Origin of the sequence: Streptomyces cyaneofuscatus, assembly GCF_033109485.1 — a bacterium.
Lineage (GTDB): Bacteria > Actinomycetota > Actinomycetes > Streptomycetales > Streptomycetaceae > Streptomyces > Streptomyces cyaneofuscatus.
Window position 1 is genome coordinate 4,506,174 of record NZ_CP137002.1, and the last position, 20,656, is coordinate 4,526,829.

Annotated in this window: 17 protein-coding genes; 16 read left to right on the forward strand and 1 reads right to left on the reverse strand. The window is 72.4% G+C overall.

What is annotated here, in order from left to right; all coding sequences use genetic code 11:
* Positions 1–71 precede the first annotated feature (71 nt).
* On the reverse strand, positions 72–776 hold the full coding sequence (locus tag R2B67_RS19925) for an LURP-one-related family protein (RefSeq protein ID WP_317819941.1): 705 nt from the start codon (positions 774–776) through the stop codon (positions 72–74).
* Positions 777–1,074: 298 nt separating this feature from the next.
* Between R2B67_RS19925 and R2B67_RS19930 the strand changes: the two genes are divergently transcribed.
* The 16 genes from R2B67_RS19930 to R2B67_RS20005 all read left to right on the forward strand — a co-directional run bounded on the left by R2B67_RS19930 (position 1,075) and on the right by R2B67_RS20005 (position 20,641).
* Positions 1,075–2,856 (forward strand): sensor histidine kinase, encoded by a 1,782-nt coding sequence (locus R2B67_RS19930; RefSeq protein ID WP_317819942.1) that lies wholly within the window; start codon positions 1,075–1,077, stop codon positions 2,854–2,856.
* A gap of 104 nt (positions 2,857–2,960) precedes the next feature.
* Positions 2,961–3,653, forward strand: coding sequence for a response regulator transcription factor (locus tag R2B67_RS19935; RefSeq protein ID WP_018514253.1), 693 nt, complete (start codon positions 2,961–2,963; stop codon positions 3,651–3,653).
* A 322-nt stretch (positions 3,654–3,975) separates the two neighbouring features.
* The gene (locus tag R2B67_RS19940; RefSeq protein ID WP_317819945.1) at positions 3,976–4,974 is read left to right on the forward strand and encodes a hypothetical protein; all 999 of its coding nucleotides are present in this window, start codon (positions 3,976–3,978) and stop codon (positions 4,972–4,974) included.
* A gap of 114 nt (positions 4,975–5,088) precedes the next feature.
* Positions 5,089–6,936 (forward strand): HSP90 family protein, encoded by a 1,848-nt coding sequence (locus R2B67_RS19945; RefSeq protein WP_317819946.1) that lies wholly within the window; start codon positions 5,089–5,091, stop codon positions 6,934–6,936.
* A gap of 2 nt (positions 6,937–6,938) precedes the next feature.
* Entirely contained in the window at positions 6,939–9,920 is a 2,982-nt protein-coding gene (locus tag R2B67_RS19950; protein ID WP_317819947.1) for a hypothetical protein, read from the forward strand.
* Positions 9,921–10,226: 306 nt separating this feature from the next.
* Positions 10,227–12,884 carry a BTAD domain-containing putative transcriptional regulator gene (locus R2B67_RS19955; protein WP_317819948.1) on the forward strand — a complete coding sequence of 886 codons (2,658 nt, stop codon included), beginning with the start codon at positions 10,227–10,229 and terminating at the stop codon, positions 12,882–12,884.
* A gap of 481 nt (positions 12,885–13,365) precedes the next feature.
* Positions 13,366–14,403 (forward strand): LuxR C-terminal-related transcriptional regulator, encoded by a 1,038-nt coding sequence (locus tag R2B67_RS19960; RefSeq protein ID WP_317819949.1) that lies wholly within the window; start codon positions 13,366–13,368, stop codon positions 14,401–14,403.
* Positions 14,400–15,026 (forward strand): pyridoxamine 5'-phosphate oxidase family protein, encoded by a 627-nt coding sequence (locus R2B67_RS19965; RefSeq protein ID WP_030564954.1) that lies wholly within the window; start codon positions 14,400–14,402, stop codon positions 15,024–15,026. The genes R2B67_RS19960 and R2B67_RS19965 overlap by 4 nt, the downstream gene beginning before the upstream one ends.
* Positions 15,027–15,223: 197 nt before the next feature.
* A complete protein-coding gene (locus R2B67_RS19970) occupies positions 15,224–16,096 on the forward strand; it encodes a diiron oxygenase (RefSeq protein WP_317819950.1) in 873 nt (290 codons plus the stop codon).
* The gene (locus R2B67_RS19975; RefSeq protein ID WP_317819951.1) at positions 16,093–17,007 is read left to right on the forward strand and encodes a class-II aminoacyl-tRNA synthetase family protein; all 915 of its coding nucleotides are present in this window, start codon (positions 16,093–16,095) and stop codon (positions 17,005–17,007) included. Before R2B67_RS19970 ends, R2B67_RS19975 begins: the two co-directional genes overlap by 4 nt.
* The gene (locus R2B67_RS19980; RefSeq protein WP_317819952.1) at positions 17,004–17,471 is read left to right on the forward strand and encodes a holo-ACP synthase; all 468 of its coding nucleotides are present in this window, start codon (positions 17,004–17,006) and stop codon (positions 17,469–17,471) included. The genes R2B67_RS19975 and R2B67_RS19980 overlap by 4 nt, the downstream gene beginning before the upstream one ends.
* Positions 17,468–17,701 (forward strand): phosphopantetheine-binding protein, encoded by a 234-nt coding sequence (locus R2B67_RS19985; protein WP_018514263.1) that lies wholly within the window; start codon positions 17,468–17,470, stop codon positions 17,699–17,701. The genes R2B67_RS19980 and R2B67_RS19985 overlap by 4 nt, the downstream gene beginning before the upstream one ends.
* 39 nt (positions 17,702–17,740) lie before the next feature.
* A complete protein-coding gene (locus tag R2B67_RS19990) occupies positions 17,741–18,565 on the forward strand; it encodes a class I SAM-dependent methyltransferase (RefSeq protein ID WP_317819953.1) in 825 nt (274 codons plus the stop codon).
* Positions 18,565–19,557 (forward strand): 3-oxoacyl-[acyl-carrier-protein] synthase III C-terminal domain-containing protein, encoded by a 993-nt coding sequence (locus tag R2B67_RS19995; protein WP_109978352.1) that lies wholly within the window; start codon positions 18,565–18,567, stop codon positions 19,555–19,557. The genes R2B67_RS19990 and R2B67_RS19995 overlap by 1 nt, the downstream gene beginning before the upstream one ends.
* Complete coding sequence (locus R2B67_RS20000) at positions 19,557–19,838, forward strand: acyl carrier protein (RefSeq protein WP_317819954.1); 282 nt, start codon at positions 19,557–19,559, stop codon at positions 19,836–19,838. Before R2B67_RS19995 ends, R2B67_RS20000 begins: the two co-directional genes overlap by 1 nt.
* The gene (locus tag R2B67_RS20005; RefSeq protein ID WP_317819955.1) at positions 19,835–20,641 is read left to right on the forward strand and encodes a hypothetical protein; all 807 of its coding nucleotides are present in this window, start codon (positions 19,835–19,837) and stop codon (positions 20,639–20,641) included. Before R2B67_RS20000 ends, R2B67_RS20005 begins: the two co-directional genes overlap by 4 nt.
* The last annotated feature ends 15 nt before the right edge of the window (positions 20,642–20,656 follow it).

The following is a 20,656-nucleotide window of genomic DNA, read 5'->3' on the forward strand; positions in this document are numbered from 1 at the left end:
ACGCGGCCCGCTCGGGGCGCCATGATCGTCGCCGGTGGCTGACCGGTGGCCGAACGTGCACATGGCCCCCGTCAGTCCACTTCCAGGGTGTCCAGGGCCAGCGTGTGGGCGATGGCGAGGCGGCGGTCGATGTCGGGTGCGAGGATCTCCAGTACGTACCGGGTGTGCAGCCCCAGCTTCTTGGTGACGGTCATCAGCGGCTTGCCGCTCTCGGTGTACTGGAAGCGGTACGGCCAGATGAACGGCACGTACTCGAGATACGGCACGAACTCCCAGACGAACCGGACGAAGGCCACCACCCGGCTGCGCTCGCGGCCGGTCAGCTTGATCGTCCCCGGCTGCCGCACCTGCCATGTCCTGCGGAGGAAGGACGCGCCCGCGTCCTCGTAGAACGACCCGAAGGGCTGGCCCGAGGCGTCCCGTACGTCGTACATGTAGCCCACTTCGTGGTCGCGGCCCTTGAAGGCGGCGAGCACGGACTTCCTGGACGCGTCCGTGTAGACGGTCACCTGCCCCCTCAGCGACAGCCGCTTCTCGCGTGCGTATGCGACGGGCTCGCCCTCGGAGCCGTCCGGCCGGGCCACGCTCACCACGTACTCGCCGGCCGTGAGGCTCAGCTTCTTCTTGATGACGAAGGTGTCGTGGGACTGGATGTCCGGTGCTGCCGCGGCGGTGGGGGCCGGGGGTGCGGCGGGGGTGGCCTTGGTGAGGCCGGCGGCGGCCTTGTCCTTCTCCGCGCCCGTTCCCGTACTCGACTTCGTGCCCGTGCTGTCCATGTGGCATCTCCCGTAGTCCCCGTGTCCCCGTTCCGGTCCGCTCATCGTCGGCCGCACGACCGGCCCGGCGCAGTCCCCGGAAGTCGCGATCCCGGGCGACGAAAGGTGTCGACTTTCGTCGTACGGTGGCACGACGCTCGGCCGATGCGCGCGTTCTTCCGGGGGTCCTACCGTCGGTCCGGTGTATGCGGACAGGGGAGTGGATGTGGATGTGAGGGCGGGAACGCGTGGGGGAGATCGACGGGTACGTTCCGCCGGGCTCGCCGTTCGGGGCCTCCGGCGGCGGTTGGCCGGCGGTGTGGTCTGGAGCCCCGCCCGTATCGTCGGGGAGGCGGTGCTCGCCGTCACCCTTGCCGGGCTCGCCATGGGCATCGGCGCGTGGGTGGACACGTTCGGGGCGTGGACCGTCCTCCTCGCCGGGGCCATGGCCCTGCTGGCGCCCGCGCGCCATGCGCTGCCCGCGACCGTCCTGATCCTCTCCGCCCCACTGGCCGGGGGGTGGAACGTGATGGCCTCCGTGCTGCTGGTCTGCGCCGCCTGGTCGGCGGGGCGGCGGATCACGGAACCCTGGCGGGTGGCCGCCGCGTTCGGGGCCGCGTGTGTGCTCCACATCGTTCCGGACCTGTACCGGGACATCGCCTCGGGGGCCGCGCCTGTGCTGCCCGTCACCCTTGGGTTGAACGTTGTGGCATTCCTCAGCCTGGCCGTGGTGCCGGCCCTCATCGGCCGCTATCGGGACCAACGGCGGCGGCTGCTCGACGCGTTGTGGCAGAACAACCAGCAACTCAAGCGCGAGCAGGTGATGGTGGCCCGTGAGGCGCGGTTGCTGGAGCGCAACCGCATCGCCCACGACATGCACGACAGCCTCGGCCATCAGCTCGCCCTGATCTCCGTGCACGCGGGCGCCCTCCAGGTCGACCCGGCACTGACCGGGAACCAGCGGGAGGCCGTGGGGATCCTCCGCGGTGCCTCCGTCACCGCGATGGCCGAGCTGCGGGCGGCGGTGGGGGTGCTCCACGACGAGACGGAGTATCGGGGGCAACAGAACGAGCATCAGTACCAGGGGTATCAGCGGCAGTCGGTGGGCGACGGTGTCCCGGTGTCTTACGCGCCCCGTACCACCGCCGCCATCGACGGCCTGGTCGAGTCCTCCCGGGGCGCGGGCACGGCGGTGTCGCTGGACCGGAGCGGTGTCCGGCGGTCGTTGGCGCCCGCCGCCGACCACGAGGCGTACCGCATCGTCCAGGAGGGGCTGACCAACGCCCACAAGCACGCGCCGGGCGCCCCGATACGCCTTGCCCTGCGGTACGAACCGGACAGCCTGGTCGTGGAGGTCACCAACGGGCCAGTGCCGGACGGAGCGCCCGAGGTGCCGCCGGAGATCAGCGGCGGCCAGGGGTTGAAGGGGCTGCGCGAGCGGGTCGGCCGGGTCGGCGGCATGGTGCACACCGGGCCCACCGAGGACGGCGGCTTCCGGATCGCGGGGATGCTGCCGTACGGGGAGGAGAGCGCGGCGGGAAGCGGGGCGGAGGGCCGGTCGGGGAACCTCGGGGGACACGGGGCGGGGAACGGTGTCCGGGGCGCGGGCCCGTACGGCGCGACCTCCGTCGTACCGGCTCGCGACGTTCGGGGGCAGTGGCGTCCGGGGGCGGTGGGCGACGGTGGAACGGTCATCGACGGGGCCGATCCACAGAGGGAGTTCACCACCACCATGAGTACCAGGAAGAACGTCGCCATCGGCTGCGCCGTCACCGCCGTCGTCCTCGTCGCGGGCGTCATCGGCCTGGGCGTCTGGGGGATCGGCGTCCTGACGGAAGAGGTGAAGAAGGCGGACATCTCCCCGAGCGTCTACGAGGAGGCGAAGGTCGGGGACGCCGAGGCGGACATCCGGGCCAGGCTCCCCAAGGAGGACTCGTGGCTCACCTCGGACCTCGCGGACCAGGGGCCCAGGCTGCCCGAGGGAGCGACGTGCCGACACTTCACCTCCAAGGACGACCAGGGGGTCGACGAACTCACCGTCTTCCGGTTCTGCTTCCAGGACGGGAAGTTGGTCTCCAAGGTGACGTACAAGGCGAAGTGATGCCGGGCTCCGCTCGGCGGGCCTGCCGGTACAGGGCATGATGGCGGGGCCACTCCGTCCGTTCTCCTTGACAACGTCATGATCGACACCGCGCAGGAGGCTGTGTGATCCGGGTCCTCGTCGCCGACGACGAGCCGCTCATCAGGGCCGGCATCAGAGCGATCCTCACCTCGGCCGACGACATCGACGTGGTCGCCGAGGCCGGGGACGGCCGAGAGGCGGTGGAGAAGGCCCGGGGCGGCGGGGTCGACGTGGCGCTGCTGGACATCCAGATGCCCGTGATGGACGGGCTGACGGCGCTGGTCGAGCTCGGCCGCGCCGCGCCGAAGGTAAGGGTCCTGATCCTCACCACCTTCGGAGAGCGGGACAACGTACTGCGGACGCTCGGCCACGGCGGTGCGGGGTTCCTGCTGAAGGACTCCGCGCCCGGCGAGCTGATCCAGGCGGTGCGGGCCGCGGCGGCGGGCAACGCGTATCTCTCACCCGCGGCCACCCGGCATGTGGCGGACGCGCTCTCCGCCACCGGGGCCACCACGCGCGGGGAGGCCGCGCGGCGCCGGCTCGACGGGCTCACCACCCGGGAGGGCGAGGTGCTGGCGCTGCTCGGGGAGGGGCTCTCCAACGCGGACGCGGGGCGGCGGCTGCATATGAGCGAGGCCACGGTGAAAACGTACGTCAGCCGCATCCTCACCAAGCTCGACTGCGACAACCGGGTCCAGGCCGCCCTCCTCGCTCGCGACGCAGGGCTCCAGCCGGGGGGACTCCAGCCGGGGGGACTTCAGCCGGGCGGGCACTGACCGGACCGAGCTGCCCAGCCCGTCGACCAGCAGTGGACGCCGTACGGTTCTGGGCCGAAGGGGGAGCCTCCTGCTGCTTCTCGGCTTCGGAGAACAGGAGGGTGGGCTCGGCGAGGATGTCGCGGCTGGACTCGCTCCTGTCGATCTCGTCGACGTCGAAGGTGCGGTGGATGCTGGGCGGATGCCTCCGCACCCGCACCCGGACCCGTGCACGCACCCGGCCCGTACGCGTGAAGTATCTGTGAATACCCTGTGGAAATGGGGTCCCCGAGCCCCCTTATGCTGCACCCGAAGATCACGCGGGACCAGGGGAGGGCGCGGCATGCTCGGTAAGTTGTTCGGCAGGGGTGGGGAGAGACCGGCGGAGGATCCGTACGTTCTGCCCGCCGCGCGTCAGCGGAAGAACGGGACCCACACGCTCCGGGCGCTGGGGGACCGGCGGGTGCTCGCGCTGGTGGAGGCGGCTGACGCCGGGGAGTGGGAGGGCGTCAAGGCCGCGCTCGGGTCCTTCGACATCGGGCGGGACCATCGCGTGCTCGCCGAGCTGGCCGAGGTGGACGGGGTGGAGGAGTGGATCGGGCGGGCCGTGGAGGAGGAGGGCGGCGGCGGGCATCGGGCTGCCGCTCTGCTGATATCCGGGGCGCGGTATGTCAGCTGGGGGTGGGAGGCGCGTACTTCCGCCCGGGCCGTCGATGTCACCCAGGAGCAGTGGCGGGTCTTCAAGGAACGGCTCGCGCTGGCGGAGGAACAGCTGCTGGCGGCGGCGGAGTTGGAGCCATCGTGGGTCACCCCGTGGCGCCGGCTCCTCACCTCCGGGCGGGGGCTGTCCTTGGGGGAGGACGTCAACCGGGCCCGGTTCGACGCCGCTCTGCGCCGTGATCCGCTGGACCTGGAGGTCCACATCGACTGGGTGTCGCAGTTGCAGCCCCGGTGGGGCGGCGAGCCGGGGGAGGCGCTGGCCTTCGCCCGGGAGGCGCTCGGGCGGGCTCCGCAGGGACATCCGCTCGGCTGCGTGATCGCCATGGCCGCCATCGAGGAGTGGGTGGAGTCTGACGACCCGGACATCCTCGGAACCGACGAGATCCGGGCGGAGTTGCGCGACGCGGCCGACCACAGCGTCCTCCACCCCGCCTACGTACGGCGTCCGGGGTGGCAGCACGACTTCAGCATGTTCGCCATGGCCCTGTCGATCGCCGACGAGCGCCACACGATCCGGCGTGTCTTCCGCGCGCTCGACGGCGCCTACACCGGCTGGCCCTGGACCTATTTCGATGATCCGGAGGGGCAGTTCGCCCATCGGCATCGCCACAACCTCGCCTGAGCGGGGAGTTTCGGCCCCTCTCCGTAGCCCGTACCTCCCGTACCTCCCCCTCCCGTACCTTCGTGCGTCCCTGCCTCCGTACGCCGCTTGCGGCTCTCTTTCTTGGATCGTCCGATGACTCTCCCCCTTCCCGCGTCCCCGGACGGCGCCGACCGCGCCTTCCAGGTGGATCTGCGCGGCCTCGTCGATCTTCTCTCCCACCACCTCTACTCCAGCCCCCGCGTCTATCTGCGCGAGCTCCTCCAGAACGCGGTCGACGCCCTGACCGCCCGGCGCGGCCTCGAACCGGACGCGCCCGACGGAGCCTTCGGCATCCGGCTGTTCGCCGACGGGTCCGTGGTCCGCGTCGAGGACGACGGCGTCGGGCTCAGCGAGGCGGACGTCCACACCTTCCTTGCCACGATCGGGCGCAGCAGCAAGCGTGCCGACGGGATCGCCGAGCAACGCGGCGACTTCATCGGGCAGTTCGGGATCGGGCTGCTGTCGTGTTTCCTCGTCGCGGATGAGATCCATGTGCTCAGCCGCTCCGCCCGGACCCCCGACGCACCCGCCGTGGAGTGGCGTGGACACGGGGACGGCAGCTACAGCGTCCGGACCCTGCCCGCCTCCGCCCGGCCTCGGCCCGGGACCACCGTCACACTCACGCCGCGCAGGGATACGGGGGAGTGGACCCGGCCCGATCAAGTGCACGCGCTGGGGCGGCACTTCGGGTCCCTGCTGCGGCATCCGGTTTCCTTCAGCGACGGTTCGGCGGGGGCGCCGACGGTCTCCGTCAACCCTGAGCCCGCGCCCTGGGCACGTACGTACCCGACCCCGGGCTCCCGGTCCCGTGCGCTGGCCGCGTACGGCGAAGACGTCTTCGGGTTCGCCCCGCTGGACACCATCGAGCTGGACCTGCCGGCCGTCGGGCTGAAGGGCATCGCCTGCGTGCTGCCCGAAGCGGTGCCCGCCGGGCGGCGTCACGGCCACCGGGTGCACGTCAAGGGGATGCTGCTCTCCGAGCAGGCCGACGAGATCCTGCCGGAGTGGGCCTTCTTCGTCCGCTGCGTCATCGACGCCGAGAGCCTGCGCCCGACCGCGTCGCGCGAGTCCCTGTACGAGGACGACACGCTCGCCGCCGTACGCGACGCCCTCGCCGAGCGGCTGCGGGAGTGGATCGCGCGGGCCGCCGCCAGTGATCCGGAGCTGCTCGGGCGGTTCCTCCAGGCCCACCACCTGGCCGTGAAGTCGCTTGCCGTGCACGACGACGAGATCCTGCGGCTGCTGCTGCCCTGGCTGCCGTTCGAGACGACCGACGGGCACACCACCCTCGACGAGTTCGCGCGCACCCACCGCACGGTGCTCGTCACGTCGAGCGTGGAGGAGTTCCGGCAGGTCGCGGCGATCGCCTCGGCCGCCGGGCTCGGCGTCGTCAACGGCGGCTACACCTACGACCGCGAACTGGTCCACCGGCTGCCCGAGATCAGGCCCGAGGCGAGCGTCGCCGACCTCGATCCGGCCACCCTCACCGCCCACCTCGACCCCGTCGACCGCGAGACCGAACTGGCCGCCTCGGCCTACCTCGCGCTGGCCCGCGACGCCCTCGCCGTCTTCGACTGCGATGTCGCGCTGCGTACGTTCCACCCCGCGTCCGCGCCCGCCCTGCTCGTCGACAGCCGCGAGGCCCGGCACGAGCGCACCCGCTCCCAGCTCGCCCGGGAGCAGGAGGGCGGGCTGTGGGGCGACATCCTCGGCGCGCTGCGCCAGGAGGCCCCGCGCGCCCAGCTGATCCTCAACCAGCTCAACCCGCTGGTGCGCACCGCCGTGGCCATCGACGAGCCCGAGCTGGCCCGTACGAGTGCCGAAGCCCTCTACGGGCAGGCCGCGCTGCTCTCCCGGCGCCCGCTCCGGCCCGCCGAGTCGAGCCTGATCAACCGCTCCTTCCTCGACCTTCTCGCCCACGCCCTCCGCAAGGACAGCTGACGATGGCTACCGCACCTCACCCCCAGAGCACCGACGAGCTGTTCCACGCGCTCCGGGAGAACCACCAGCTCCCCTACGGCCGCACGCGGACCGTCACCGCCGAGGAACTCGTCGACGCCGCCGAGCGGTTCGCCGAACCCGTACCCCTCATCCACGCCCTCCTCGAACTCCAGGAGGCGTACACCTACGGCTCCGACCCCCGGAAGTCGCCCGTCGTCTTCGCCCGCCTGCTCACCCTCTTCGACGAGCAGCCCGACGCCTTCGACGAGCGCCTGCGGGCTCAGCTGTTCTGGCGGTTCAAGTGGGTGGCCAACGCCCTGCGCGCGCTGCCCGAGATACCGCTGGCCAGCCTGCGCCAGTGGCTGACCGAGATGCGCGACCGGTACGAGAAGGAGGGCCTGGGCCTCCAGCCCTACTACGGGCAGGCCTACCAGCTCGCCGTCCACGTCGGTGAGGACACCACCCTCGCGTACGAGCTGTGGGCGGGGCGCCGCCGGACCCCGCACAGCGACTGCGAGGCCTGCGAGATCTGCGAGCGCGCCCTGTACCGCGTCGCCGCGGGCGACGACGAGCGCGCGCTGGAGGTCTGGGCTCCGGTCCTGGCCGGGAAGGAGTCCTGCCAGGAGGAGCCGGCCCGCTCCGTCTCGCACGCGCTGCTGCCCCTGCTGCGCACCGGCCACGCCGACCGGGCCCGGGAGCTGCACCTCGCCGGGTACCGTGCCTGCCGCCGCAATCCGTCGATGGCCGGGGAGGTCGGCCGGCACCTGGAGTTCTGTGCGCTGACCGGCAACGAGGCGCGCGGGCTCGAACTGCTCGCGGAGAACCGGAACCTCTTCGACGAGGTGGATTCGCCGCTGGACCAGCTCGATTTCCTGACCGGTGTGGAGGTGCTGCTGCGCCGGGTGGAGGGCCTCGGCCACGGCGAACTGCCGGTGGCCGGGTACGCGGGCCGGGCCTGGACCGTGACCGGCCTGTGTGCCGAGGTACGGGGCCGGGGCGACGGCCTCGCCGCCCGGTTCGACACCCGTAACGGAACGAGCGCCCAGTCCGGCCGCCGCACGGTCCGGCTCGACCGGGCCCCGCTCGTGGACGCGCTGGAACTGGCCCTGCGCACGCGGGGCTTGGATGAGCTGGTGCCGGGCGATGCTGCGGGTGCTGCGGGCGCTCGGGGTGCCGGTGTTGCCGTGTCCGTCTCGCGTGCCGTCTCGGCCTTGCCCGAGGAGCTGCCCGAACTCATCCGCCGGGCACGGAAGATGGATGAGGAGGGGCATCCGGACGCGCGGGCCTGCTGGGCGCGGTTGCGTGGCCTGGTCGCCGCCCGCGGCTACAGCCACCCCGAGGACCCGGCCGTCGGCCCGTACGGCCGGCTCTGCGCGGACCTGCTGTCCGACGAGGCGTACCGGGCGGCCGAGCGCGGCGATTACGCCTCCGCCGTCGATCTCCACGAGGAGGCTGCCGGGCTGTACGAGGACGCCGGAGCGCCGGATGACGTGGTGCTGGCCCGGGCCTGCGCCCTGCTCGCCGCCGCCGAGGCCGCCGGGGAGGACGGGGAGGGCGGCGAGGACGAGGCCGAGGTGAAGGCCGCCGGTCTGGCCGACGCCCATGCTGCCGTGGTCCGGCTGCACGAGGAGGCGACCGGCCTCGCCCCGTACGTCGAGGGGCGCCTGCTGAGGCTGCGGGCCTCCGCGCTCGGCGTGCGCCTCCAGACGTCGGGGGACCCGGCGCACGCCGCCGTCGTCTTCGCCGAGGCGGATCTGCTCCAGGAGTTCGCCACCCGGCACGGCCTCACCACGCAGGTCTCGGGTGCGATGCTGCTGCGGGCCGGTACGTACGCGCTCTCCGGCGATCTGCCGGCGGCGGTCGCCGAGATCGACGCCCTCCGCGACCGGCTGGCGTCGGACGGTCCCGCCTGGCAGCTGCCGCGCGCGCTCGGCCTGCGCGGCCGGCTCCAGCTCGGCCTCCGGGACGCGGCCGCCGCGCACGCGGACCTGGCGGAGGGGCTGCGGCTGGCCGCCGCGTGGCCGGCCGACGCGGTCGACACCTCCCGTCTGCACGCCGATCTGGCCCAGACGTACCTGCACCTCGGCCGCCCCGACGAGGCGCTGACCCATCTCACCCGGTCGGCGGGGGTGGATCTGCGGGACGGCAAGCGGGTGGACGCGTTCTGCACGTACAGCAACGCCGCCCAGCTCTGTCTCGACCTCGGCCGGATCGAGGACTCCATCGCGCTGCTCGACTCGCTGCTCGGCGAACCGGACGTGACCGGGGGTGAGTTGGACGACCGGCTGGTCGCCCAGCTGCGACTTCTGCGTGCCCGGTCCCTGCACGCGGGCGATGATCTCAAGGCCGCCACGGCGGAGTTCGTCGCCCTCGCGGCCGAGTCGGCCGGCTGGGACGACGACCCGGGGAGCCACGCCATGATCGCCGCGGAGACGGCGATGATCCTCGCCGAGGCGGGCGAGTTCGACCGGGCCGGCGAGGTCGCGGACCGGGCGCTCGCCGCCCATGCGCTGTCTCCGCGCTACGAGTTGATCAGCAACTGCCTGCGGGAGCTCGCCCGCCTCCGGGCCCAGCGGCAGGGCCCCGACGGCCTGGCCGCCGCCCTCGCCCACCTGGACGAGGCCGGGCGGGTCGCGGAGGCGGCCCGCGCCGCCGGGTTCCAGCCGGTGGGGCGCTCCCTGGAGACCGCCCTCGCCTATGAGCACGGGCGGGTCCATGCCTACGTCGGCGCGTACGAGGACGCCCTCGCCGCCCTGGAGAAGGCGCTGGCCCTGCTCGGTGAGCCGGGGGCGGAGGAGGGCGGTGCGGGCGAGTGGGCGGAGTGCGTCCGTCTGGCGGGCGCGGTGGAGGGGATCTACCTGGAGCGCCCAGCGCCCGCGCTCGTCCGGCTCGACGCGGCGGTCGCCCGGCTGACGGCGCTCGGCCACCTGGAGGAGTGCGAGCCGCTGGCCTCCCTGGCGGCCCAGTTGCGCGACGAGGGGTGAGGGGGAGGGAGGGGAGCGAGGGTTGAGGGGTGAGGGGGCGGCGGTGTTGGGCGCGGCGCCGCGCTGTGTCCTCCCGCCGCGTGGCCGGCGCGGTGTCCCGCTGTGCCCTTCCCGCCGCCCGCCTCCCCTGGTCCCGGGGCGCCCGTCCGGTGCCCGTGTCCGCGAGGTGGGGGTCCTCTTGCCTGACCCATTGGTCTAGTCCAAACTGATCCGCGACGAAGCCTCCGGAGAGTCGGCCGCGCACGGCCCGCAAAGCCGCCGCAGGCCGTGATCGGCAAGGGGCGGTCATCGGACGAGGGGGATGCCATGTCAGAGAGGACGTCGGCCGCGGAGCTGTCCCGGGGAGGTCCGGCGGGCGAGCACGGTGCCTTCGGCCTCCGGCTCCAGGCGTTCCGCAGACGGGCCGGACTGAGCCAGGAGGCGGCCGCGTTACGGGCCGGGATCAGCACCCGGGCCCTCCGTGACATCGAGCGCGGCCGGGTCCAGCGGCCGCAGGCGCGCACCCTCCAACACCTGGCGGAAGTACTGGAGTTGACCGGCAGCGAGCTGGCGGACCTGCTGGCCGTCACCCGTACCGGACCACCGCGCGGCGCCGCCCGCCCGCGCCTGCTGATCCTCGGCCCGCTCGCCCTCCAGCGCGGCCGGGCGCCCGTCCCCGTCACCAGCCCCATGCTGCGCCGGCTCCTCGGCCTGCTCGCGCTCAAGCACCCCGAGCCCTCCACCCAGCGCGAGATCACCGACACCCTCTGGCCGTCCGGGCCGCCCAGCTCCCACCAGAGCCTGATCCACACCTACGTCAGCCAGGTCCGCCGCCTCCTCGACCCCGGCGGCCCCCGCACCGCCCCCGCCCCCACCGTCGTCCGCACGCCCACCGGCTACCTGCTCCAGGCGTCCCGGAGCCAGACCGACCTCGGCCACTTCGACGAGCTGCTGGCCCAGGCGGAGCGTCTGCACCGCGCGCCCGACCCGGGGGCCGCGTACGAGTCGCTGACGCAGGCGCTGCGGTGGTGGCGGGGCCCCGTACTCGCGGACGCCGACCCGGTGTTGCGCCAGCATCCGGCCGCCGTCGTCGTCAACGAGCGGCGGGTCAAGGCGGTCCTGCTGTACGCCGACACCGCCCTGCTGCTCCGCCGGCCCGAGGAGGCCGTCCCGGTCCTCTGGTCCATGGTCAACACCGAGCCCCTCCACGAGGGCCTGCACGCCCGGCTGATCCTCACCCTCGGCAGCTGCGGGGAGCAGGCCGCCGCGCTCAACGTCTTCAGCCGGCTGCGCGACCGGCTCGACAAGGAGCTGGGCATCGCGCCCAGCGCCGAGGTCCGCGACGCCCACCTGCGGGTGCTGCGCCAGCAACTACCCCGCGCCCAGCACCCGGCCCGCCCCGCGTCCACCGGCCGCGCCGCCCCCGCCGGGCCGCTCCCGGCCCAGTTGCCCGCCATGGCCGGCTCGTACGTCGGACGGCTGGGGCAGATGCGGGACCTGGACGCCCTCGTCTCGCCCGACCCGGCCCGCCGCTCCCATGTGATGGCGGTGGTCGGCGCGCCCGGCGTCGGCAAGACCGCCCTCGCCAAGCACTGGGCGCACGCCCGGCGCGAACACTTCGCGGACGGGCAGCTCTTCGTCGACCTGCGCGGCCACTCCCCGCTGCCGGCACTGCGGCCCGGCGACGTCCTGGCGCAGTTCCTCCGGGCCCTGGGCGCGACGCCCGGCCGGCTGCCCGCCGACGAGGACGAGGCCGCGGCGCTGTACCGCACCCTGCTCGCCGACCGGCAGATGCTGATCGTGCTCGACAACGCGCGCGACGCCGAGCAGGTCAGGCCACTCATCCCGGGCGCCCGGGGCTGCGCGGTGGTGATCACCAGCCGCAGCCGGCTCGCGGGACTCGTCGCGAGCGACGGCGCCCGCCAGCTCGCCCTTGACGTCCTCGACCCCGACGAGGCCCGCCGGCTGCTGGGCAGCATCGTCGGCGAGTGCGTCGCCTCCGCCGAGGAGGAGGCGGCCCGCCGGCTCGTACGCCTCTGCGGCGGGCTGCCGCTCGCCATCCGGATCGCCGGCGCCAATCTGGTGGCCCGCGACACGGGCATCGCCGGCTACTGCGCCGAGCTGGCGGGCGGCGACCTGCTCAGCCGGCTGCGCGTCGAAGGGGACCGGCGCTCGACCGTGCGCGCCGCCTTCGACCTCTCCTACCTCGCGCTCCCGGCGGGGGCCCGGCGGATGTTCCGGCTCCTGGGCCTCATGCCGGGCCCGGACGTCTCGGTGAACGGCGCGGCGGCCCTGGCGGACACCACATCGGCCGCCGCCGCCGAGCTGCTGGTGACGCTGACGGACGCCCATCTGGTACGGGAACGGGCCGCCGGCCGCTTCGGGCTGCACGACCTCGTACGCTCGTACGCCCGTGAGCTGGCCGGCCCCGAGGAGGCGCACGCCGCACGGCAACGGCTCTTCGAGTGGTACCTCTACCACGCCGACGCGGCGGCCCGGCTGCTCTACCCGGTGGAGCCCGCGCCGGGCCCGTGCGCCGGGGCGGCGCCCTCGGCCGCGCTGGTCTTCTCGGACCACGGTGAGGCCTCGGAGTGGCTCGACGGCGAGCGGGAGAACCTGTCGGGGGCCGTCCCGCAGGCGGCCGGTGCGGGCTTCACCACCCTCGCCTGGCGGCTGGCGGAGAGCCTGCACGGCTTCCTCTCGGTGGGGATGTACACGGGCGAGTGCCTCAAGGTCGCGACCGTCGGCCTGTTCGCCGCCGTCGCGGACGGGGAGCCGCGCGCCCAGGCCGCCGCCCAGTTGCGGCGCGCCGAATGCCACTGGCAGCTGGCGGACCGGGCGCAGGCCCTGGAGCTGCTCGGCAGCGCGCTGGAGCTCGCGCGGCAGGCCGGCTGGGCCGACGGCCAGGCGCTGGCGCTGCGCCGCATCGGGGCGGCCCACCGGGAGCCTGATCTGCTGAAGGCCGCGCCCGTATCCGGGCGCTGAGCCGCGCCCCTCTCCGGGCGACGAGCCGCGCCCGTATCCGGGCGACTGGCTCTGCCCCTCTACGGGCGACGAGCCCTGCCCGTCCCCGGCGGCAGGACAACTACTCCGGCAGTTGGACCGGTTCTGCCGGTTGACGTGAACCCGTCGGCGGCGACCGGCAGAACGCCAGCTCAGCGCCCCCGTGCCGGGCCGGAACCGGACCTCCGGGCGTTCCCCGGTCTCTGGTCCGGCTGTAGGAGACCGACCAGCCCAGGACCGTACTGTGGCGGCACCGAACCGCACCGCACCCGTACTGAACCGCACCGCCGAACCGCACCGCACCCGTACTGAACCGCACCGCAAGGCCAGTCCCCGTGCCGACTCATGAGGTGACGCGTTGCCACAGCTCACGGTGGCCTCGCCACCGCCCGTGCGAGGCGCGTTCCGGGCCCCTCTCCTTCGGCCAGGCCACCATCATCCGCGCGCTGAGAATGAGGTAACGATGCACTCCGTGGCACAGGCCCCGCAGCAAGGAGCTCAATGGGCGGCAGAGCTCGACGAGTTCGCCGTCGCGTTCTACGAACGTGCCATCGTCAGAGGTGAGTTCGACCCGCAACGGATCGCCGAGGAGCTGGGCGCCCCGCCGCGGTACGCCGAGCACGCGGTCGGCGTGCTGCGCGAACTGCGGCTGGTCAAGCCGGCGGAGAGCAGGGCGGACCGGCTGGTGGCCGTCAGCCCGGAGGCGGCCCAGATGGAGCTGCTGGTCCCCCTGGAGCGGGAGATCCTCGACAGTCGTCACCGGCTCGCCGGATTCAAGGGGCAGTTGAGCGCCTTCGCGGCGGCGTTCGAGAGACAGTCCCGAACCCGCGCCGAACCGGTGGTGATCACCGGCGACCAGGACGAGATCGAGCTACGGCTGCTGGAGGCCGCCCAGAGCTGCACCACCGAGGTGTTGGTCATGCAGCCCTGCGTGGCCCGCGAGACCCGCGAACTGCGGCTGGCCCGCCCGCTGGTGCTGGAGGCGCTGCGGCGCGGCGCGCACGGGCGGATCCTCTACCCCCACACCGCCCGCGGCGACTCCGGCACCCGCGCCCACCTCGGCGAACTCCTGCCCGCGGGCGGTCTGGTGCGCACCACCAAGGAGGTGAGCGACCGCTTCCTCGTCTTCGACCGGAAGACCGCCTTCATCCCGTCCGGGGCCGACGGCGAGGACGGTGAGATCGCCGTCGTCTACGACAGTACGGTCGCGGCCTTCCTGGCCGGGCTGCACGCCCGTATCTGGGAGTCCGCCGTCGACTTCGACTCCGGTGCGGCCGGTTACGCCGGGACCATGGAGGAGCTGAAGGCCACCCTGCTCTCCCTGCTGGCCTCCGGCGCCAAGGACGAGGTCATCGCGCGCCGGGTCGGCATGTCCGAGCGGACGCTGCGCCGCCATGTCGCCACGATCATGCAGGACCTGTCCGCCAGCAGCCGCTTCCAGGCCGGCGTGCTGGCCGCCCGTACCGGCCTGGTCGACCTGGCCCTGAGGAGTGCCGTATGAGCCGCTTCAACCAACTCGCGCAGACCACGACGGTCCGTCAGGTGCAGCAGGAGATGGGCAGTGCCACGGCGGCCGGGCGGCGGCTGCGGGAGCAGGTGGAGGAGCCCGATCCGCTGGACGCGCGGTCGGCCGACTTCATCCGGAGCCTCGACGGCTTCCTGTTCGCCAGCGTGGGCGAGACCGGCTGGCCGTACATCCAGTTCAAGGGCGGGCCGCAGGGGTTCGTCCATGTGCTGGACCCGTACACGCTCGCCTTCCTGGACGTCCGGGGCAACCGGCAGTACGTCACCACCGGCAATGTGCGCGGCGACGACCGGGTCGCGCTCTTCTTCATCGACCATGCCCGGCAGGCCCGCCTCAAGGTGTTCGGCCACGCCACCGCCGTACCGGTCGACGAGAACCTCGCGCTCGCCGAGCGGCTGGAGTCGCCGCGTACCGAGGGCCGGGTCGAACAGATCATGACCGTCCGGGTCGAGGCGTACGCCTGGAACTGCCCCAACCACATCACGCCGCGCTTCAGCCAGCAGGAGGTCTCCGAGGCGCTGGCCCCGCTCCACGAGCGCCTCGCGCGGCTGGAGGAGGAGAACGCCGCCCTGCGCGCGGAACTCGCCGGCCGGCCGTAGCCGCCGCCTTTCGTCGGCTGTCCGGAAACGGCAGCCGGATCCGGCCATCCAGCACCTCCGCGAGGGAAATCCCTGACCAGAACCGAACGGCCCACTGGCCGAAATCGGCAGCCGGTTCCGGGCATTGAGGAACTCCTGCCGGGATTCCTAATCTGGATTCAGCAACGAGCCCTCGAAGCGAACGGAGGAATCACTCGATGGTCAGCGAAGTGATCGACCGGAACGACCGGTTTCGGGGAATCCTGGACCGGCTCGCCACCAAGTCGATCGATGACTACTACAACCCCTACCGGCTCTTCGAGTGGCCGGAACAGCTCCCCGAGGACATGTGGTGGATGAGCCCCGAGCTCACCACCACCTACGGGACGGAATGGGCCGAGAAGCTCACTCCCGAGCAGCTCCACACGCTTTCCAAGCACGAGAGCATCAATTTCTACAGCCTCAATGTCCACGGTATCCGGGAACTGCTCGTCGAGGTGGTCAACCGGATCCACACCGCCGGTTTCGAAACGCCGTCGGAGTTCTTCCACCATTTCATCGGTGAGGAGAACGAGCACATGTGGTTCTTCGCCGAATTCTGCCTCCGCTACGGCAAGAAGATCTACCGGCAGCCCGCCGGCGGCGCGGAGACGGCCGCACCCTCGGACAAGGTCCAGAGTCTGCTGGTCTTCGCTCGCATCCTGATCTTCGAGGAGCTCGTCGACCACTTCAACTCGGCGATGGCCGAGGACGAGCGGCTGCACGAGACGATCCGCGGCATCAACCGGATCCACCACCAGGACGAGTCCCGGCACATCGCCTTCGGCCGCGAACTGGTCAACCTGCTGCACCAGGACCTGAAGCGGACCGCCACCGAGCAGGAGCTGGACGAGGTCTCCACGTACCTCCGCCGCTACATGCGGCACAGCTTCGAATCCCTCTACCACCCCCAGGTCTACCGCGACGCCGGCATCGAGCGCCCGCACGAGCTGCGCCGGGCCCTGCTGGAATCGCCCGCCCGCGCCGAGGCCGAGCAGCGCACCTTCCGTAAGACCGCCAAGTTCCTGGAGAAGACGGGGCTCATCCGATGACGGTGACCGGAGCGACGCGACCGGCGATACCGGACCGACCGACGCGACCGACGCGGCTGACCGGCAGTGACGGTGAGCAGGCCCTCGCCATCCTGGGGCCGCAGGCCACCGCGCTCGTCAAGGAGCTCGACCGGATCTTCACCGGCTGGGGCCTGGCGGACGGCGCCGAGGAGATCAGCGCCCCGCCGCTCTTCCCGGTGACCGACCTGGAGAAGTTCGACGTCTACACCAACTTCCCCCACCTCGCCTGGGTGGCCGGTTCGCTGGAGCTGACGAATGATCAGTTCAAGCCGGTGGAGGGGAAGTTCGGCCCTGGGGCCGTCACCGAGGCGCGGTACGGGCTGCCGCACGCCACCTGCTACGGCGCGTACCTCTTCCACGAGGGCGGCCAGGTCGCCGACGACTCCCTGGTGACCCTGGTCAACCGCTGCTTCCGCAACGAGGACCACTACAGCGGGCTGCGCCGCCTCGCCAGCTTCCAGATGCGCGAGATCGTCGCGCTCGGCAGCTTCGACCACACCCAGGAGGTGCTGGCCCGCTTCACTGGACGCATCCAGGCCTTCGCCACCGCGCTCGGCATCGAGCTGGGCCGGGAGGCGGCCGGCGACCCGTTCTTCCAGAACGACAGCGGACGGGCCCTGATGCAGAAGCTCAGCCCGGTGAAGTACGAGTTCCAGTACGGCGACCTGGCGATCGCCTCGGTCAACACCCACCGCAACTTCTTCGGTGAGCGGTGCTCGATCCGGCTGGACTCCGGCGAGCACGCCTACACCTCCTGTGTCGCCTTCGGCCTGGAGCGCTGGCTCGCCGTGCTGACCGAGCACTTCGACGCGGACCTCGACGCCGCGCTCGACGCCGTACGCACGGCTGCACAGGGCACGCAGGCACCCGCCGCCGCAGAACCGTCGTGAGCCAGCCCCTGATCGGCGTCGACCTGGTACCGCTCGCCCGGGTCGGCGAGCTGCTGGACCCCGGCGCCGGGCCGGTGCTCGGACGGTTCCTCTCCGCCGGTGAACTGGCCGCCTCCCGGACCCCCGACGGGGAGCCGGACCGGGCCGGGATCGCCGGACGGCTGGCCGCCAAGGAGGCCGTCTTCAAGCTCCTCGGGGCCGTCGGGCGGCCGGTTCCCTGGCAGGGCATCGAGGTCCTGCGCGGGCCCGGCGGCCGCCCGGGGGTTCGGCTGTCGGGTACGGCGGCCGAGTTGGCGCAGCACGCCGGACTCGGCCCGATCGACATCAGCATCAGCCACGACGGCGGCTTCGCGATCGCCGTCGCGGCGGCCACCACCTCGCGAACACCCGGCGACCACCTCGCGAACACCACCGCTCGACCATCTCATCCCGCTGGATCAGTGACTTCGAAGGGAATGCCATGAGTTCCGCAGGTATCGACAAGGTCCGGGACTGGATCCTCGGCCGTCACCCCGAGCGCACCGAACTCGCCGCCGACGTCGACCTCATCGAGAGCCGGCTGGTCGACTCGCTCGCCTTCGTCGAGCTCGTCTACACCATCGAGGACGCGGCGGGCGTCGAGATCGACTTCGACACCATCGACATCGAGGACTTCCAGACCCTCGCCACCATCGAGAAGGCGTTCTTCGCCTGATCCCCAGGGTTCTTCCGATCCCGAGGAGGGGTCTTCACCATGGATGCAGTCTCGTACACCGCCCAGTGGATGGCCGCGGCCCGTGCACAGGAGTCCGAGCGGGAGGACCCGCTCTTCGTCGACCCGCTCGCCCGTGACCTGGCCGCACCCCGGGGCTTCGAACTGATCGAGCGGTACGTCGGTGGCGGCGTGCTCCCCTTCATCTCCATCCGGACCCGGTTCCTGGACGACGCCATCAAGGAGATCGTCGCGGGGAGCGGGATCCAGCAGGTGGTGCTGATCGCGGCGGGCATGGACACCCGCGCGTTCCGGCTCGACTGGCCGGACGGCACCGAGCTCTACGAGGTCGACCACGCCCCGCTGATCGCCGAGAAGCGCCGCCGCCTCGACGCCCTGGGCGCCGAGCCGCGCACCGACCGGCGCGAGGTCTCCGCCGACCTGACGAAGGAGTGGCTGCCCGCTCTGGAGGCCGCCGGGTTCGACCGCGGCCGGCCGACCCTGTGGGTCGCCGAGGGGCTCACCTTCTTCCTCACCGAGGAGCAGGCCGGCGGACTGCTGGAGCTGCTCGCCTCGGCCTCCGCACCCGGCAGCCACCTGGCCTTCGACATCCTCGGGCGCGCCATGCTGCGCAGCCCGTTCTCCAAGCGCTTCCTGGACGCCCTCGCCGCCGACGGCACCCCGTGGGTCTTCGGCACCGACGAGCCCGAGGAGTTCCTGACCGCGCACGGCTGGAAGACCACCGACCTGCGCGAGCCGGGGCAGCCCGGAGCGGGCGAGGGCCGCTGGCCGTACGAGGTCCAGCCGCGGGGGCGTCGCGGCGCCAACCGGCTGTGGCTGATCCGCGCCGAGGTCGTGACGGGCTGATGGGGCACGCGACCATCGACGGGCGGTCGAGCGACGGCCGCCGGATCACGTTGGAGCGGATCGAGTCGTACGTGCCCGAGCGCAGCGTACGGATCGAGGAGCTGGGCGAGCGGCTGGGCCTGCACCGGGCCCAGCTCGGGGTGTTCCGCAAGTTCTACGGCCTGGACACCCTCCGCTTCGACCCCGAGCTCCCGCTGCTCGACCTGCTGCGGCCCGCCGCCCGCTCCGCCCTGGCCGCCCTGCCCGAGGGCGGCCGGGTCGGCTACCTGGCGTACGCGCACACCACCCAGGCGGTGGCCCCGCCCGACGTGGACATCGCCCAGGTGGTCGGGGAGGACCTCGGTCTCCCCGACGCCGAGGCCTTCGGCTTCAGCCACCAGGCGTGCGTCAGCAGTCTGGGCGCCATCGAGGTGCTCGGTGAACTGCTGCGCGCGGAGGGGGAGGAGGGCGCGTACGCCCTGATGGTCACCGGCGAACAGGCGTACTCGCCGATGGTCCAGCACATCCCCAACACCTCGATCATGGCGGATGCCGCGGCCTCCTGCCTGATCACCCTGGACGGCGAGGGCGACGAGGTGCGGTCCTTCGCCATCCGGACGCTCGGCGAGTACGCGCAGTGGCTGGAGCTCACCCCCGAGCAGAACACCGAGTTCGGGGAGCAGTACGGCCGGCGGATCGCCGACGTCATCCACGAGGCCCTGAAGGAAGCCGGGTTGAGCCTCGACGAGGTCGACCTGGTGATCCCGCACAACGTCAACAAGCTGGCCTGGCGGCAGACCATCAAGGAGCTGGAGGTGGAGCCGGAGAAGGTCTTCCTGGACAACGTCCCGCGCTTCAGCCACACCTACGCCTCCGACGTCTTCGTCAACTACACCACCCTGCGGGACGCGGGCCGCCTGGTCGACGGCGCCCACTATCTGCTGGTCTCCGTCGGCCTGGGCGCCACCTTCGGCGCGATGGTGATCACCCACCGTGCGGGAGGCGGTGCCTGATGGAACGTCAGGAACTTGTGCTGACCATCGAGAAGGCGCTCAGCGAGGTGCTGGAGCGGCCGGTCAGCGGGCTCACGGAGGAGACCGCGCTCTTCGACGAGCTCCAGCTCACCTCCCTCGCCGTGTTGGGGATGCTGATGAGCGTCGAGGAGGCGACCGGGATCTCGGTCGACCCGGAGGGGCTCGACATCGACGACCTGCGGACGCTGGGGTCCTTCGCCGACTACGTCGAGGCCGCGATCCGCAAGGAAGAGACTCGCGAAGAAGAGGGGGCGTCATGAGCGGGCTCGCCGTCCGCGCCGCCGCATCGGTGCGCTCACCGCAGGGCCGGGCACCGGAAGGGATCCCGGCCGCGCTCGACTACTTCCGCGATCTGCTCACCCCCTTCGGCGAGAAGCCGGACGAGGAGCTGCTGAGCCGGGGACCGCAGGTCCACCACCGCGACCTCGTGGACCTGCTCGTCGCCGACGAGGGCGTCGGCGGCAGCAGGCCGGAGCTGGCGATCGTCGCCCACGCCCTCCCGGACGTGGTGCCGTTCACCGCCGTCGCCCCGCACCTGACGGAGCAACTCGGCGGCCGGGCGGTCAACTTCGCGATCGGCCAGCAAGGTCTGGCCGCGCCCTTCACCGCGCTGCGGATCGCCTCGGCGTACCACCGCTCGGGGCGGGCGGCGGAGGTGGTGATCGCGGTGCTGGAGCAGACGACCCTGCCCACCGCCTTCCCGCTGGTCCAGGAGAACCCGCTGATCGATTCGGCCGCGGCCGTCGTCCTCGGCACCTCCGCCGGGGACGGGCTGCGGTTCGTCCGGGCGCACTCGGCCGGTTCCGCGGCCACGGCCCTGGACCGGGAGCTCGGGGAGGACGGGACGCTGCTGGTCCTCGGCCCCTGGGTCACCCAGGACGTCCCGGACCACGGGGCGGTGCACCGGGTGGCCCCGGGCAGCTACTGCACCAGCCTCTGGCTGGAGCTGGCCGACCACTGGCAGGAGTGGCAGCGGGACTTCCGGCGGATCGTGCTCTGCGACACGGACCCGCGCTCCGGCCGCAGCCATGTGGCGCTCTTCGCCGCCACAGACACGCCCTAGCCGGACACGCCCTAA